This window comes from Pseudomonas capeferrum (assembly GCF_000731675.1).
GTDB lineage: Bacteria > Pseudomonadota > Gammaproteobacteria > Pseudomonadales > Pseudomonadaceae > Aquipseudomonas > Aquipseudomonas capeferrum.
The window spans coordinates 2,782,981-2,797,950 of record NZ_JMIT01000001.1 but is presented as its reverse complement, the minus strand read 5'-3'; the positions used below and the strand labels follow the sequence as shown (position 1 = coordinate 2,797,950).

Here is a 14,970-nt window from a genome sequence, read left to right as displayed (position 1 = left end):
CCTTCGAAAGTGTGTGGTCAGCTCGCCCGGCGGTAGGTCAGCAGCACGATGCCGCACACCACCACGGCCCCGCCGATCAACTGCAGGGTGCTCAGGCGTTGATCGAGCAACGCCCAGCCCAGCAGCAAGGTGGCGATCGGCTCGATATTCATCACCGGCGCGTTCTGCGCCATGTTCAGCCGTGGCACACAGACGAACAGCAGGGTAAAGGCCACGCCATACAGCACCACCAGGCTGGCCAAGGCCGCCCAGCCGCTGGCGCTGACGGGCAGTGACAACCCCGAAGGCATCACCCCGCTGACGCCGGCGACCAGCATGCTGGAGAACACGATCAGCAAGGTCAGCAGGCTGCGTACCGGGCCGCGCACGGCTGCCAGTTTGTGATCGGTGATCCACAAGGCGCAGGCGAAGACACATGCAGCGCAGAATGCCAGGCTGACACCCAGGGCCCAGTGCGGGTTGGCATCGCCACTGTCGGCCAGCCGTGCCGGCACATCCAGCGCCAGCACCAGGCCACAAAGGATCAGGCCCATGAACAGCACGGTACGGCCGGTCGGGCGCGCACCGCCCAGCGCCCAGCTAAGCAGTGCCAGCAACATCGGGAAGGTATTGCCCACCAGCAGCGCCAGTGCCACCGGAATGCGCGCCACCGCCGAATACAGGCACAGGCTCTGCGTGGCAATCAGCAGGCCGAGCAGCAATTGCCAGCGCCGTGTGCCCGCCGGCATGCCGAGTGCCTGACGCTGCCACAACAGCAGGCCAGCCAGGACCAGGAAGGTAATGCCTGAGCGGCAGAGGATCGCCAGCAGCACGCCGGTGCCGTCATCGAACGCGATGCGCGCGGCGATGTGGTTGGCGGCGAACGCGCACGCCAGCAGCGCCAGCAGTGCAATTGCCAGCTTGCGCGGAAAGAGGGTTGCGACAGAAGAGGGAACAGCCATGTGCAGGATCCATTTGCAGAGAACGGGGCTGCAGCGCAGCCCCATTGGCATTTACAGCACGACGCTCGGCAGCCACAGCGAGATGGCCGGGATGTAGGTCACGGCCATCAACACCATGAACAGCGCCAGGTAGAACGGCAGCAGCGCCTTCACCGTGGCCTCGATGCTCACCTTGCCGATGGCCGACCCCACGAACAGCACCGCACCTACCGGTGGTGTGATCAGCCCAATGCCCAGGTTCACCAGCATGATCATGCCGAAGTGCACCGGGTCCACGCCGATGCCGGTAATAACCGGCAGCAGGATCGGGGTGAGGATCAGGATCAGCGGCGCCATGTCCATCACCGTGCCCAGCAGCAACAGCATGAAGTTGATGCACATGAGGATCACATAGCGGTTGTCCGACAGGGTCAGGAACGCTGTGGTGATCTTCGAGGGAATCTGCATCAGCGTCATCACGTAGCCAAAGCTTGCGGCAAAGCCGATCAGGATCATCACGATCGAGATGGTGCGTACCGTGCGGTGCATCAGCTTGGGCAGGTCACGCCACTTGTAGTCGCGGTAGATGAACATGGTCACGAAGAACGACCAGACCACCGCCACGGCTGCCGACTCGGTCGCGGTGAATACGCCCGACAGAATACCGCCGAGGATGATGACCATCGCCATCAACCCCCACAGCGCCTCACCGGCGATCTTCAATGCCTGGCGCAGCGGGATCACTTCGCCTTTGGGGTAGTTGCGTTTCCTCGCGAAGATCAGGCACAGCCCCATCATCACTGCGCTCAGCAACAGCCCGGGCATGACCCCGGCCATGAACAGCGAGGCGATCGACACCGTGCCGCCGGCGGCCAGCGAGTACAGCACCGAGTTGTGGCTGGGCGGGGTCAGCAGCGCCTGCACCGAGCCACTGACGGTCACTGCGGTGGAGAACTCGCGCGGGTAGCCCTTGCGCTCCATTTCCGGGATCAGCACCGAACCTACCGACGCGGTGTCGGCCACGGAAGAGCCAGAGATTGCGCCAAAGAACGTCGAGGCCATGATGTTGACCAGCGACAGCCCGCCGCGCACGAAGCCCACCAGCACCCCGGCGAACGCCACCAGCCGGCGTGACATACCGCCTTCGGCCATGATCGCGCCTGCAAGCACGAAGAACGGAATCGCCAGCAGCGAAAACTTGTTAACCCCACTGGCGACCTGGATCATCATCGCCTGCAGCGGGATGTCGATCCACCAGGCGCCGATCAGTGCCGACAGGCCCAGCGCATAGGCCACCGGCATGCCGATCAGGATCAGCGCGATGAAACTGCCCAACAGAATGAACGCATCCATTTATGCCGCTCCTTCGCTTTCTTCTACCTGGTCGAAGCGCACCGCCTTGCGGTTGCTCTGATCGCCCAGCAGGAGTTTTTCCAGCACGAACATCAACGTCAGCACGCCACCGACGGGGATCGGCGCGTACGTCATGCCCACCCGCACACCGGGCAGCGAGGCCAGCGACTGGTTCCAGGTGGTGATGCACAGCTTGGTGCCGTAGTAGGTCATGAACACGCACACCACGATCATCAGCAGTTGCACCAGCAGCGCGACCAGCTGGCGCTGCAGCGGTGGCAAACGGTCGGTGATCATCCCCACCGCCATATGCGCCCCGGCGCGGTAGCTGGCCGCGGCACCGACGAATGTGAACACCACCATCAGCAGGATCGAGACCGGCTCTGGCCAGCTGGAGCCGGTGCCCAGCACGTAGCGGGCGAAGATGCCCCACGGAATGATCAGCGTCATGGTCAGGATCGACAGGCCCGCGATCCAGATGCAGCTGCGGTACAGCGTGTCGTTCACGCTCAGGAAAAGCGATTTCATAGGCATCACCAAAGCGGCAGGGCGGCGGCCGCCGCACTGCCGAGGTCGTCTTGGAAGGGGCCGGTATTACTGGACGGCGTCGATACGCTTCATCAGGTCGGCGTACGGCGCGCCGTACTTCTCGCGCACCGATGCAGTGGCCTCGAAGAACGGTTTCTTGTCGACCGTGATGAACTCGACGCCTGCAGCCTTGAGCTTCTCTTCGCTGGCGGAGGACTTGGCGTCCCACAGCGCACGTTCTTCCATCTGCGCCTCACGTGCGACCTTCTTCACCAGTGTTTGCTGCTCGGCGGTGAGCTTGTTCCAGGTGGTCTTGGACATCACCACCGGCTCCGGCAAAATCAGGTGGCCGGTGAGGGTGTAGTACTTGGCGCTCTGGAAGTGGTTGTGTTCGAGCAGGGTCGGCGGGTTGTTTTCGGCGCCGTCGATCACGCCCGTCTGCAGGGCGCTGAAGATCTCGCCGGTGTCCATGGCGATGCCGTTGCCGCCCATGGCGTTCATCATGTCGATGAACAACGGGTTGCCCTGCACGCGGATCTTCATGCCCTTGAGGTCTTCCAGGCTGCGTACCGGTTTTTTCGTGTAGATGCTGCGCGAGCCGCCATCCATCCAGGCCAGTGCCACCAGGTTGAATTCGGAGTTGGTGATCTTGTCGAGGATCTCCTGGCCGATGTCGCCGTCGATGATCTTGCGCATGTGCTCATGGTCGCGGAACACGAACGGCATGTTGAACACATTCACATCCGGCACCACCGGGCCGACGATACCCAGGCTGACCCGGGTCATCTGCACGGCACCGATCTGCGCCTGCTCGATCACTTCCTTCTCGGAGCCGAGTACCCCACCGGCGAACATCTTGAAGGTGATTTCGCCATTGCTGGCGGCTTCGAGCTTCTTGCCCATGTTCTGTTCGGCGACCACGGTCGGGTAGCCGGCCGGGTGGATTTCGGCGAACTTGATGTCCAGCGCGGAGGCCGGCATCGACAGGCTGAAGGCGAAGGGGAGTACGGCAAGGAGCAGCTTGCGTTTGAAGGTCATGTTGAAACTCCGTGGTTTTTATTATCCGGTTTCGTTTGTGCGAGCGTTGTTGGCAGAGCGGTTGTTCAGCCTCGGTAGGCGGGCTCCTCCAGGCCTTTGACGCCGAGTTCGAAGGCAAATACCCCACCGGCCAGCGGCTGGTCGGAGAGGTCGATGCCCGCAGGGCGGATCGAGGTGACGAACAGGGTGTCCAGGTTGGCGCCGCCAAAGGCGCACATCGCGGGTTTCTTCACCGGTACGTTCAGTGAGCGGTCGAGGCGGCCATCGGGGGTGAAGCGGTGGATCTGGCCGGCGTCGTTGCCGCAGATCCAGTAGCAGCCATCCTGATCGATGGCGGCGCCGTCGGGGCGGCCGGGGAAGGCCTGCATGTCGACGAACAGGCGTTTGTTGTGGGGCGTGCCGCTGTCGATGTCGTAGTCGAATACCCAGATCTTCTGCACGTTGGGGTGCGAGTCCGAGAGGTACATGCGCGTGCCGTCGGGGCTGAAGGCCAGGCCATTGGGCACGATCATGCCGTCCTGCTGCAGGTGCAACTGCCCTTCGCCGTCATGCCGGTACAGCGCCCCGACCGGAGCGCCTTGCGGCATGTCCATCAGCATGGTGCCAGCCCAGAAGCGGCCTTGGCGGTCGCAGCGGCCATCGTTGAAGCGCATGCCGCCCATGGCATGTTCGACGCGACTGAGCAAACGGCTGTCGAGGCTGCCATCGGCCTGGGTTTCGAGGGCGAAGATGCCGCTCTCCATCCCTGCAACCCAGCCCTGTTCGGTGCGTGCGATGCAGGCCAGCATTTCGTCACCTTGCCAGGTGTGGTGGGCACCGTCAGGCTGCCAGCGATGCAGCTGGCGGGCGGGGATATCGACCCAGTACAGGGCTTGTTCGGTGGGGTGCCACACAGGGCTCTCGCCGGTACCGTTACGGGCGTCGACGATCAGTTCGCAATTCATGGCCGTGCCTCCTGGCGCGCTGGGGTCAGTTGAACGGTCCGGCCACGGCGAAGGCGCCGCCCTGATAGACCATGCTCGGGTCATCGGCGGCAGGCGCCGGTTGCGCTTCAACCGCTTCGCGGAACACCTCGGAGGTGTCTTTGGGCTCATAGCCCAGGTGCGCGGCATGGCGGTTGTCCCACCACACGGTGCGGTTGTCGGAGGCGCCATAGACGACGGTGTGGCCGACGTCTGGCGTGAACAGCCCGCGCTCGATCAGTTGCACCAGGTCGTCGTAGCTGAGCCAGGTGCACAACATGCGCGGGTTCTGCGGTTGCGGGAACGAGGAGCCGATGCGAATGCTCACGGTCTCGATGCCATAGCGGTCGAAGTAGAAGCTGGCGACATCCTCGCCATAGCACTTGGACAGCCCGTAGTAACTGTCGGGGCGGCGCGGGGCGTGGGCGTCGATGCGCTCGTCCTGGCGGTAGAAGCCGATGGTGTGGTTGGAGCTGGCGAAGATGATGCGCTTGACCCCATGCTTGCGCGCCGCCTCGTAGACGTGGAACACGCCGCAGATGTTGGGGCCGAGGATGTCTTCGAAGGAATGCTCGGTGGACACGCCGCCGAAGTGGATGATGGCGTCTACGCCTTCGACCAGTGCATGCACAGCGGCTTTGTCGGCGAGGTCGCAGGTCACGACTTCTTCATGCGGGCCCGCAGCGGGCGCCATCGGGCTGATATCGGAAAGGCGCAGGACCTCGGCGTAGCCTTGCAGGCGTTCGCGAAGGACCTTGCCCAGGCCGCCTGCGGCTCCGGTGAGCAGCAGGCGATTGAGGGGGGTAGTGGTCATGGCCGGCTCATTGTTAGTTGTTGTAGGTTGTCGTATGACTTCATTGATTATTGGCAGTGGCGTTGGCTGTTGTCAATGAGGCGTGTGCGGCTTCGCCTGGTCAGGTGGTCAACTGTAGGAGCGGCCTTGCGTCGCGAAAGGGCTGCGCAGCGGCCCCAGGACTCTACCGGCCCCGCCATTGCTGGGCCCGCTTTGCGGGCCTTTCGCGACGCAAGGCCGCTCCTACAGGGAAGCCTGGGTTACAACAGCGACAGGGGGTAGTTGAAGATCAACCGGTTCTCATCGAACTCGTTGTTGCTGTAATCCCGGCGAATACTCGAGTTACGCCACTTCACACTCAAGTCCTTGAACGCCCCGCTCTGGATCACATAGGCCAGCTCCGTCTCGCGCACCCATTCCTTGCCATCGGTAACCGCCCCTGTGTGCACATCCTGCCCGCTGATGTAGCGGTTCATCAATGTCAGCCCAGGCACCCCGACGGTGACGAAGTTGAAGTCGTGCCGCACCTGCCACGACCGCTCATTGGCGTTATCGAAGCTTGAGTTGTAGCTGTCGTTGGCCAGCGTCCCGCCGCTGGTGCCGTTGACCCGCATCCAGGTATCGCCATCGACCTTCTGCAGGCCGACCCAGAAGGTGTTGCCGCCGTACTTGGCCGAGAACATCCCCGAATAGGTCTTGTTGTCCAGCTGCCCGGCACGTTCGGAGCCGTCTTCATCGCCATGGAAGTAGCCCAGGTTGGCACCCAGCGTCCAGTCACCCACTGGCTGGCTGTGGCTCAGTTGCAGGTACTGCTGCTGGTAGACGTCCTTGAGCACTGCATTCCACAGCCCGACCAGCGTGCGGTCCTGGTTGAACTTGTATTCGCCGCCGACGAAGTTGAAGCGGTCCGACAGCCCACCGCCGTAGCTCATGTCCTCCATGCTCGCGTCGTTGCGCGGGCTGTTGCCACGGAACTGCCCGCCATACAGCGTCAGCCCGGCGATCTCGTTGGAGGTGACCTGCCCCCCGCGGAACGTCTGCGGCAGCGAACGGCCATCGTCGGAACGCAGAATCGGCAGCACCGGCATCCATTCCCCGATCTTCAGCTCGGTCTTCGAGATCCGCGCCTTGCCTGCCACCGCCAGCCGCCCGTAATCATCGGCCGGCCGCCCATCGTCGTGGCGCGGCAGCAGCGCGGTGCCGTAGGTGCCGCCACCGCCATCGAGCTTGACCGACCACAGCCCCAGCACATCCACACCGAACCCCACCGGCCCCTCGGTGAACCCCGAGCGGGCATCGAGGATGAAGCTCTGCGTCCATTCCTCGGCCTTGCTTTGCGTGTTGCTGGGGTTGGTGAAGTTGCGGTTGATGTAGAAGTTGCGCAGGCCGAGCGTGGCCTTGGAATCTTCGATGAAGCCCGCCGCCACGCTAGTGCCCGGCAGGCTCCCGAGCATGCCGGCGCCCAGCAGGGCAAAGGGGAGGGTTTGGCAGATTTTCATTATTGTTGTGCTCCACAAAGGGGTGTGGCAGCCCGTCCACCGGGCACGCGCAAGCGGCCTGCGGCGAGGGCGGGTGGGTAACGGACCGGTCAGGGCCTAGGGGGTGAAAACGGGACAGGCGAGCGGCGAGGGTAGTGCGCGAGGTGTGTCGACATGGGATCTTCCACTGATTGTTGTTTTTGTTATGCGTTGTCGTACAACTTGGGCGATTTTTAGCAAGTGGGGAGGGGGATGTCAACGCTTTGTGGTGCGATGGTTTTGTGGAGGTACTATGACCTTGGTTTTGGTGCAGGTTCTCGACGGGGATCGCGAATGCAACACTCAAGACATGCACCCGTGAACCCAAAACGGCACCCGAAGGCGGCGGCAGCCAGCCCCTATTTCACCCGCGCAAACACCTTCGCCAGCGCCTCCACCGCTACCCGCATCTCGGCTGGCGTCTGCGCCGCGAACCCCATCAACAGGCCGGTATCATTGCGCGGCGTCGCATACAAACTGCCGAGCCCCAGCAGATCAATCCCTACCACGCGCGCCGCCTCGACCACCGCCTCTTCAGGCAAACCCTGCACGAAATGGCAGGGCATCTGCAGCCCGCCGGCCGGGATGCACGGCGCCAGAAACGCCCCCAGATGCTTGTGCACGAGCTCAGCCAGCACGTCCCGTCTCTCGGCATACAGCGCCCGCATGGCCCGCACATGAGCCGTGTAATGCCCGCCCTCCATGAACCTTGCCAAGGTCAGTTGCGCAATGGACGCGTTATGCCCGTCCTGCAGCGTGCGTGCGCTGGTCATCGGCGCGACGAGCGAGGGGGGCAACAGCAGGTAGCCGATACGCAGGCCGGCAAACAGCGACTTGGTGAAGGTACCGATGTAGAGCGTGCGGTCATGCGCGTCCAGGCCCTGCACACAGGCAGTCGGCCGGCCTTCGTAGTGGAACTCGCTGTCGTAGTCGTCTTCGATGATCCAGGCTCGCTGCTGCCGGGCCCATTCGATCGCCTGCAGGCGCCTGTCCAGCGACAAGGTCGCGCCGGTGGGGTATTGGTGGGAGGGCGTAAGAAAAACCGCCCTGGCATTGACGCCCAGCCGCGCCATGTCCTCTACCCGCATGCCGTTTTCATCCACCGGCACGGGCACGCCTACGAGGCCTGCGGCGGCGATGGCTTTGCGGGTGCCTTGGTAGAGCGGGTCTTCGACCAGCACCTGATCGCCGGCATCCATGAGCACTTGGGCGCACAGGCCAAGTGCCTGCTGCGAGCTGGTGAGGATCAGCACCCGATCGGCAGTCGCCTGAGCCCCCCGTTCGAGGTTGAGGTAGTCAGCGATCGCGCTGCGCAGCGCAGGCATGCCTTGTGGCGCACTGTGCTCCAGCGCCTGGGTGCCATATTGCTTGTAAACCTGGCGCTCCAGCTTCTCCCAGGTTGCCAGGGGAAACTGCCGGGTCTCGGCAACCCCCGGTGCGAACGGGCGCGGCCCCTGGAAGTTGTTCACGCCCCCGCTCTGCAGCACGGCCATTGCTCTGCGGCTCAGGTGAGCTGGCTCATCGCAGAGCACCTCGCGTTGGCGCTTGCGCCGCGGCAGGTGCCGCGCGCGTTGTGACACGAAGCTTCCGCTGCCCACCCGACGCTCGATGAAGCCCTCTGCATGCAACTGGCTGTATGCCGCCTCGACGGTATCCCGCGAGACGCCCAGGGAAAGCGCCAGCGGGCGTGAAGCCGGCAGCGACTTGCCGACCGGCAATGCGCCCTCAAGGATCAATTGGCGAATCGCCCTCTGGATCCGTACGTGCAGCGACAACGCCCCATGGGCGGGGTCACTCATCCAGGCTTTTACCGATTGCAACTGTGCATGTTTGAACATTGGTCTGCTTCACTTGCGAAAAGTGGCGGGGCTATTCAGGCCATTCTATCGCTATAAATGCACCTGTTTTCCGACCATTCCCACATTGAGAGGGGTTCACCATGACAGTTGCACAAACATTGGTTTCGGTTCGCGAGTTGAAGCAGAGCGATTTGCAGCAATGGAGCGCGTATTGGGAGCAGTATCAGGCGTTCTACAAAGTAGAGCTGAGCAAGGCCACGACCGAACTGACCTGGGCCCGTTTCTTCGACCCGGCCGAGCCCGTGCACTGCGCCGTGGCCACGGACGGTGAGCGGGTGCTCGGCTTCGTCCATTATGTGTTCCATCGCTCGACCTGGGGGCGTAACGACTTCTGCTACCTGGAGGACCTGTTCGTTTGCCCGAGCACACGGGGCAAGAAGGTGGGCAAGCAGTTGATCGAGTTTGTGCAGGGCCAGGCGCAGGAGAAGGGCTGTGACCGGCTCTACTGGCATACCCAGGAAACCAACCAGACCGCACAGCGGCTGTACGACTGGATCGCTGAGAAGCCCGGGGTGATCGAATACCGGATGGCGCTGGCTTGAATGCGAGCTGACCCACCTGGTTTGTACAGCCCGGCGCATATCCTGTGGGAGTGGGCATGCCCTGGGTACAAACCGAAGACATGATTTACCCGCCAAGGCGGCAGCACACAGTACTGTTACCAAGGCACGGGATTGATTGATCACTAACGTACAGCCCAAAAAAAAGGCTGCCAATTGGCAGCCTTCTTGTTTCTCAGCCCGGACAATCAATCCCAGCTCAAAGCCCCGCCAGTCTGATACTCGATCACACGCGTCTCAAAGAAGTTCTTCTCCTTCTTCAAGTCCATGATCTCGCTCATCCATGGGAACGGGTTGGTGGTGCCTGGGTACTCTTCCTTCAGGCCAATCTGGGTCAGGCGGCGGTTGGCGATGAACTTGAGGTAGTCCTCCATCATCGCGGCGTTCATGCCCAGTACGCCACGCGGCATGGTATCGCGGGCGTATTCGATCTCCAGTTGGGTCCCTTGCAGGATCATCTGGGTCGCTTCTTCCTTCATCGAGGCATCCCACAGGTGCGGGTTCTCGATCTTGATCTGGTTGATCACGTCGATACCGAAGTTCAGGTGCATCGACTCGTCACGCAGGATGTACTGGAACTGCTCGGCAACGCCGGTCATCTTGTTGCGGCGGCCCATCGACAGGATCTGGGTGAAGCCGCAGTAGAAGAAGATGCCTTCCAGTACGCAGTAGTAGGCGATCAGGTTGCGCAGCAGCTCTTTGTCGGTTTCCGGGGTGCCGGTGTTGAATTCCGGGTCGGAGATGGCGCGGGTGTACTTCAGGCCCCAGGCGGCTTTTTTCGCGACCGACGGGATCTCGTGGTACATGTTGAAGATCTCGCCTTCATCCATGCCCAGCGACTCGATGCAGTACTGGTAGGCGTGGGTGTGGATCGCCTCTTCGAAGGCCTGGCGCAGGATGTACTGGCGGCACTCCGGGTTGGTGATCAGGCGGTACACGGCCAGGGCCAGGTTGTTGGCAACCAGGGAGTCGGCGGTGGAGAAGAAGCCCAGGTTGCGCATGACGATGCGGCGCTCGTCTTCGGTCAGGCCGTCCTGGCTCTTCCACAGGGCGATGTCGGCGGTCATGTTGACCTCTTGCGGCATCCAGTGGTTGGCGCAGCCGTCGAGGTACTTCTGCCAGGCCCAGTCGTACTTGAACGGTACCAGCTGGTTGAGGTCGGCGCGGCAGTTGATCATGCGCTTTTCGTCGACCGCAACGCGGGCAGCGGAGCCTTCCAGCTCGGCCAGGCCTTCAGCAACGTCGAGGGCGTCGAGGGCGGCCTTGGCGCGTTTTACGGCTTCGGAGTCAGAAGCGGTAGCAGCACGGGCTTCCAGGGCGGCGGCACCGCCGGCGCTGTCGAGCTTGTCGAGGGTGGCGGCGGCGTTGGCCTGCGCAGGGGTGTTGCCTTTGGCGGCTACTTCGCCGTCTTCGTTGTCGAATTCGTCCCAGCTCAGCATGGTTTGGCTCCTGCTTGAGGGTTGCCCTGAGGCAACCGGTTGGATTTTAAGAATGTGATGCCTGACGCAAGGCCGTTACGGCGAATGGACAGCTCGAGAGGCTGACTCTCGTTACATCTGACGTGTGCCTGGCCAGGCCTCGGGGAGGGGCCAGGGACTTGAATGGGTGCCCTTTTCAGAGGGGGCGCAGTATACCGGAATTCGTCTTCGATCGGGGCGCGTGTCTGGCGGTCGGGGGTAACTTTTTCGACCGGTTTTAGGTGCGTCCGTTCACGAGGCTTGTGTCGGCATCTACGGGGTGGAAGTGTAGCGGCAAAAAGCGCATGGCACTACATGTGGTGTGTTTTAATTTTAGCAGCACATTATGTTGTGTCTGGCGCGATTCTTGTAGGAGCGGCCTTGTGTCGCGAAAGGGCTGCGTAGCGGCCCCATGGATACCCGCGGCGACGCTAAAATCCTGGGGCCGCTGCGCAGCCCTTTCGCGACACAAGGCCGCTCCTACAGAACCGCGTTCAGCCGGCCACTGCGCAGATACAAAAATGCCGCAAAGGGGCACCCGTGGGCACCCCTTTTGCGGCATCAGGCCTTACTGGCAGGCTTCGCAGTCAGGCTCGTCGATGGCGCAAGCTTTCGGCACTGGTGCCGGGCCGGCAGCCTGGACCGGGGCGCTGTCGCCGCCGCTGGAAACGGCGTTGAGCTTGCCGGTGTTGATGGTCGACTTCTCGGTGCTGGTCGCGGCCAGGGCACGGAGGTAGTAGGTAGTTTTCAGACCACGGTACCAGGCCATGCGGTAGGTCACGTCCAGCTTCTTGCCCGAAGCGCCGGCAATGTACAGGTTCAGCGACTGAGCCTGGTCGATCCACTTCTGGCGACGCGAGGCGGCATCGACGATCCACTTGGTCTCGACTTCGAACGCAGTGGCGTACAGGTCTTTGAGCTCTTGTGGAATACGCTCGATCTGCTGCACCGAACCGTCGTAGTACTTCAGGTCGTTGATCATGACCGAGTCCCACAGGCCGCGGGCCTTCAGGTCGCGGACCAGGTACGGGTTGATCACGGTGAATTCGCCCGACAGGTTCGATTTCACGTACAGGTTCTGGTAGGTCGGCTCGATGGACTGCGATACGCCGGTAATGTTGGCGATGGTCGCGGTCGGCGCGATGGCCATGATGTTCGAGTTACGAATACCTTTTTGTACGCGAGCACGCACCGGTGCCCAGTCCAGGGTCTCGTTCAGGTCGACATCGATGTACTTCTGGCCACGGGCTTCGATCAGGATCTGTTGCGAATCCAGCGGCAGGATGCCCTTGGACCACAGCGAACCTTGGAAGGTCTCGTAGGCGCCACGCTCGTCGGCCAGGTCGCAGGAAGCCTGGATCGCATAGTAGCTGACCGCTTCCATCGACTTGTCGGCGAACTCGACGGCAGCGTCGGAGCCGTAGGCGATGTGCTGCAGGTACAGTGCGTCCTGGAAGCCCATGATGCCCAGGCCGACCGGGCGGTGCTTGAGGTTCGAGTTACGCGCTTGCGGCACCGAGTAGTAGTTGATGTCGATCACGTTGTCGAGCATGCGCACGGCGGTGTTCACGGTGCGTTGCAGCTTGGCGGTGTCCAGCTTGCCATCGACAATGTGGTTCGGCAGGTTGATCGAGCCCAGGTTGCAGACCGCGATCTCGTCCTTGTTGGTGTTCAGGGTGATCTCGGTGCACAGGTTCGAGCTGTGGACCACGCCCACGTGCTGCTGCGGCGAACGCAGGTTGCACGGGTCCTTGAAGGTCAGCCATGGGTGGCCGGTCTCGAACAGCATCGACAGCATCTTGCGCCACAGGTCTTTGGCCTGGATGGTCTTGAACACCTTGATCTTGTTGTACTCGGTCAGGGCTTCGTAGTACTCGTAGCGCTCTTCGAAGGCCTTGCCGGTCAGGTCGTGCAGGTCTGGCACTTCCGACGGCGAGAACAGGGTCCACTTGCCGTCATCGAAGACGCGCTTCATGAACAGGTCAGGGATCCAGTTGGCGGTGTTCATGTCGTGGGTACGACGACGGTCATCACCGGTGTTCTTGCGCAGCTCGATGAATTCTTCGATGTCCAGGTGCCAGGTTTCCAGGTAGGCACAGACAGCGCCCTTGCGCTTGCCGCCCTGGTTGACCGCAACGGCGGTGTCGTTGACCACTTTCAGGAAGGGTACGACGCCCTGGGATTTACCGTTGGTGCCCTTGATGTAGGAGCCCAGTGCACGCACAGGGGTCCAGTCGTTGCCCAGGCCACCGGCGAATTTCGACAGCATGGCGTTGTCGTGGATCGCGTGGTAGATGCCCGACAGGTCGTCCGGCACGGTGGTCAGGTAGCAGCTGGACAGCTGCGGGCGCAGGGTACCGGCGTTGAACAGGGTCGGGGTCGAGGCCATGTAGTCGAAGGACGACAACAGGTTGTAGAACTCGATCGCACGGGCTTCTTTTTCTTTCTCTTCCAGCGCCAGGCCCATGGCCACGCGCATGAAGAACACCTGTGGCAGCTCGAAGCGCACGCCATCCTTGTGGATGAAGTAGCGGTCGTACAGGGTCTGCAGGCCCAGGTAGGTGAATTGCTGGTCGCGCTCGTGGTTGATCGCCTTGCCCAGTTTTTCCAGGTCAAAGTCGGCCAGGGCCGGGTTCAGCAGTTCGAACTCGATACCTTTGGCGATGTAGGCGGGCAGGGCCTTGGCGTACAGCTCGGCCATCTCGTGGTGGGTGGCGCTGTCGGCAACGCTGAGGAAGCCCAGGCCTTCGGCACGCAGGGTGTCCATCAGCAGGCGGGCGGTGACGAACGAGTAGTTCGGCTCACGCTCGACCAGGGTACGGGCGGTCATCACCAGGGCGGTGTTGACGTCCTTGATGGCCACGCCGTCGTACAGGTTCTTCAGGGTTTCGCGCTGGATCAGGTCGCCATCGACTTCGGCCAGGCCTTCGCAGGCTTCGCTGATGATGGTGTTCAGGCGCGCCATGTCGAGCGGCGCCATGCTGCCGTCGGCCAGGGTGATGCGGATGCTTGGGTGCGGCTCGACCACAGCGTCGGTGTTGGCGCGGGTGGCGCGCTCTTTCGCGCGCTGGTCGCGGTAGATCACGTAGTCGCGGGCGACTTTCTGCTCACCGGCACGCATCAGGGCCAGTTCGACCTGGTCCTGGATTTCTTCGATGTGGATGGTGCCACCCGATGGCATGCGACGCTTGAACGTGGCTGTGACCTGCTCGGTCAGGCGCGCGACGGTGTCGTGGATGCGCGACGAAGCGGCGGCGGTGCCGCCTTCAACTGCGAGGAACGCCTTGGTGATGGCCACGGTGATCTTGTCGTCGGTGTAGGGGACGACAGTGCCGTTACGCTTGATCACGCGCAGTTGGCCGGGCGCGGTGGCAGCCAGATCCTGGTTGGCATCGGCGGCCTGCGGCACCTGGGCCTGCGGGTTCTCGCGAGTTGTGTCGGTTTGCATGGGTGGGTGTCTCCACAGTTTCTATATTGTACAGGCGCCTTTTGAGCGCCCACCGTTCCGTCCACTTGCTCGATCACCTGGCGGGGGATGCGTCATGCGCGCGCATCCGCCCGCTCGGGTGTACCGACTTCGGGACAGACTCAGGAATAAGGGGCAATAGCTTGCCGCTCCCTGGCCGAAGTCAAAGGCTTTGGGCTGAGCCCAAAAGCTGTTGCAGTTCAGTACTCCGCTGGAGCGGTATGGCTGGTCAGATCACCTGAAGTTCAACCGTAAAATCGAATAATTTGCCGGGTTGACTTTTGTGTGTGATTTTGCACGAACCCCAACATCTAGTGGTTCGCTGCGATCGGGATACAAGATAATGCGGTATTGGGGTCTTTGCAAGGCGAGCGCCTGTGGATAAGTTGTGCGTACTTTGTGGGTATGGCCTGTAGGCCTTGTGCCAAGTGGTTTGCAGTATTTTTCTTTCGCTCGCTGCCCCAAGGCAGAATTTTGAGGGCGCGAACCCTACCACAAAAAACGGTTCAGTCCAGTG

The 14,970-nt window shown here is 62.2% G+C and carries 11 protein-coding genes; 1 reads left to right on the top strand and 10 read right to left on the bottom strand.

Annotated elements, in window-relative coordinates; genetic code table 11:
- Positions 1 to 17 precede the first annotated feature (17 nt).
- From PC358_RS12415 to pdxR, 8 genes are all read right to left on the bottom strand, one after another.
- On the bottom strand, positions 18 to 941 hold the full coding sequence (locus PC358_RS12415) for an EamA family transporter (RefSeq protein WP_033699898.1): 924 nt from the start codon (positions 939 to 941) through the stop codon (positions 18 to 20).
- Between the two features lie 51 nt (positions 942 to 992).
- The gene (locus tag PC358_RS12410) at positions 993 to 2,273 is read right to left on the bottom strand and encodes a TRAP transporter large permease (protein WP_033699896.1); all 1,281 of its coding nucleotides are present in this window, start codon (positions 2,271 to 2,273) and stop codon (positions 993 to 995) included.
- Entirely contained in the window at positions 2,274 to 2,801 is a 528-nt protein-coding gene (locus PC358_RS12405; protein WP_033699895.1) for a TRAP transporter small permease, read from the bottom strand.
- Positions 2,802 to 2,867: 66 nt separating this feature from the next.
- Positions 2,868 to 3,839 carry a TRAP transporter substrate-binding protein gene (locus PC358_RS12400; RefSeq protein WP_033699894.1) on the bottom strand — a complete coding sequence of 324 codons (972 nt, stop codon included), beginning with the start codon at positions 3,837 to 3,839 and terminating at the stop codon, positions 2,868 to 2,870.
- A 65-nt stretch (positions 3,840 to 3,904) separates the two neighbouring features.
- The gene (locus PC358_RS12395; protein WP_033699893.1) at positions 3,905 to 4,783 is read right to left on the bottom strand and encodes a glucurono-1,5-lactonase; all 879 of its coding nucleotides are present in this window, start codon (positions 4,781 to 4,783) and stop codon (positions 3,905 to 3,907) included.
- 25 nt (positions 4,784 to 4,808) lie between these two features.
- On the bottom strand, positions 4,809 to 5,615 hold the full coding sequence (locus PC358_RS12390) for an NAD-dependent epimerase/dehydratase family protein (protein ID WP_033699892.1): 807 nt from the start codon (positions 5,613 to 5,615) through the stop codon (positions 4,809 to 4,811).
- A 239-nt stretch (positions 5,616 to 5,854) separates the two neighbouring features.
- The gene (locus PC358_RS12385) at positions 5,855 to 7,093 is read right to left on the bottom strand and encodes an OprD family porin (protein WP_033699891.1); all 1,239 of its coding nucleotides are present in this window, start codon (positions 7,091 to 7,093) and stop codon (positions 5,855 to 5,857) included.
- Between the two features lie 377 nt (positions 7,094 to 7,470).
- Complete coding sequence (gene pdxR, locus PC358_RS12380) at positions 7,471 to 8,949, bottom strand: MocR-like pyridoxine biosynthesis transcription factor PdxR (protein WP_033699889.1); 1,479 nt, start codon at positions 8,947 to 8,949, stop codon at positions 7,471 to 7,473.
- 101 nt (positions 8,950 to 9,050) lie between these two features.
- On the opposite strand from pdxR, the gene PC358_RS12375 reads away from it, so the two are divergent.
- Positions 9,051 to 9,512 carry a GNAT family N-acetyltransferase gene (locus tag PC358_RS12375; RefSeq protein WP_033699887.1) on the top strand — a complete coding sequence of 154 codons (462 nt, stop codon included), beginning with the start codon at positions 9,051 to 9,053 and terminating at the stop codon, positions 9,510 to 9,512.
- Positions 9,513 to 9,718: 206 nt separating this feature from the next.
- Here PC358_RS12375 and PC358_RS12370 read toward each other — a convergent pair whose 3' ends face one another.
- Positions 9,719 to 10,969, bottom strand: coding sequence for a ribonucleotide-diphosphate reductase subunit beta (locus tag PC358_RS12370; protein WP_033699886.1), 1,251 nt, complete (start codon positions 10,967 to 10,969; stop codon positions 9,719 to 9,721).
- 586 nt (positions 10,970 to 11,555) lie between these two features.
- The gene (locus PC358_RS12365; protein WP_033699885.1) at positions 11,556 to 14,435 is read right to left on the bottom strand and encodes a ribonucleoside-diphosphate reductase subunit alpha; all 2,880 of its coding nucleotides are present in this window, start codon (positions 14,433 to 14,435) and stop codon (positions 11,556 to 11,558) included.
- Positions 14,436 to 14,970: the final 535 nt, after the last annotated feature.

What these genes read in the sequence shown, in the direction of transcription:
- PC358_RS12415 (WP_033699898.1), bottom strand. Translation starts at nt 941, where the DNA reads ATGGCTGTTCCCTCTTCTGTCGCAACCCTCTTTCCGCGCAAGCTGGCA.
- PC358_RS12410 (WP_033699896.1), bottom strand. Translation starts at nt 2,273, where the DNA reads ATGGATGCGTTCATTCTGTTGGGCAGTTTCATCGCGCTGATCCTGATC.
- PC358_RS12405 (WP_033699895.1), bottom strand. Translation starts at nt 2,801, where the DNA reads ATGAAATCGCTTTTCCTGAGCGTGAACGACACGCTGTACCGCAGCTGC.
- PC358_RS12400 (WP_033699894.1), bottom strand. Translation starts at nt 3,839, where the DNA reads ATGACCTTCAAACGCAAGCTGCTCCTTGCCGTACTCCCCTTCGCCTTC.
- PC358_RS12395 (WP_033699893.1), bottom strand. Translation starts at nt 4,783, where the DNA reads ATGAATTGCGAACTGATCGTCGACGCCCGTAACGGTACCGGCGAGAGC.
- PC358_RS12390 (WP_033699892.1), bottom strand. Translation starts at nt 5,615, where the DNA reads ATGACCACTACCCCCCTCAATCGCCTGCTGCTCACCGGAGCCGCAGGC.
- PC358_RS12385 (WP_033699891.1), bottom strand. Translation starts at nt 7,093, where the DNA reads ATGAAAATCTGCCAAACCCTCCCCTTTGCCCTGCTGGGCGCCGGCATG.
- pdxR (WP_033699889.1), bottom strand. Translation starts at nt 8,949, where the DNA reads ATGTTCAAACATGCACAGTTGCAATCGGTAAAAGCCTGGATGAGTGAC.
- PC358_RS12375 (WP_033699887.1), top strand. Translation starts at nt 9,051, where the DNA reads ATGACAGTTGCACAAACATTGGTTTCGGTTCGCGAGTTGAAGCAGAGC.
- PC358_RS12370 (WP_033699886.1), bottom strand. Translation starts at nt 10,969, where the DNA reads ATGCTGAGCTGGGACGAATTCGACAACGAAGACGGCGAAGTAGCCGCC.
- PC358_RS12365 (WP_033699885.1), bottom strand. Translation starts at nt 14,435, where the DNA reads ATGCAAACCGACACAACTCGCGAGAACCCGCAGGCCCAGGTGCCGCAG.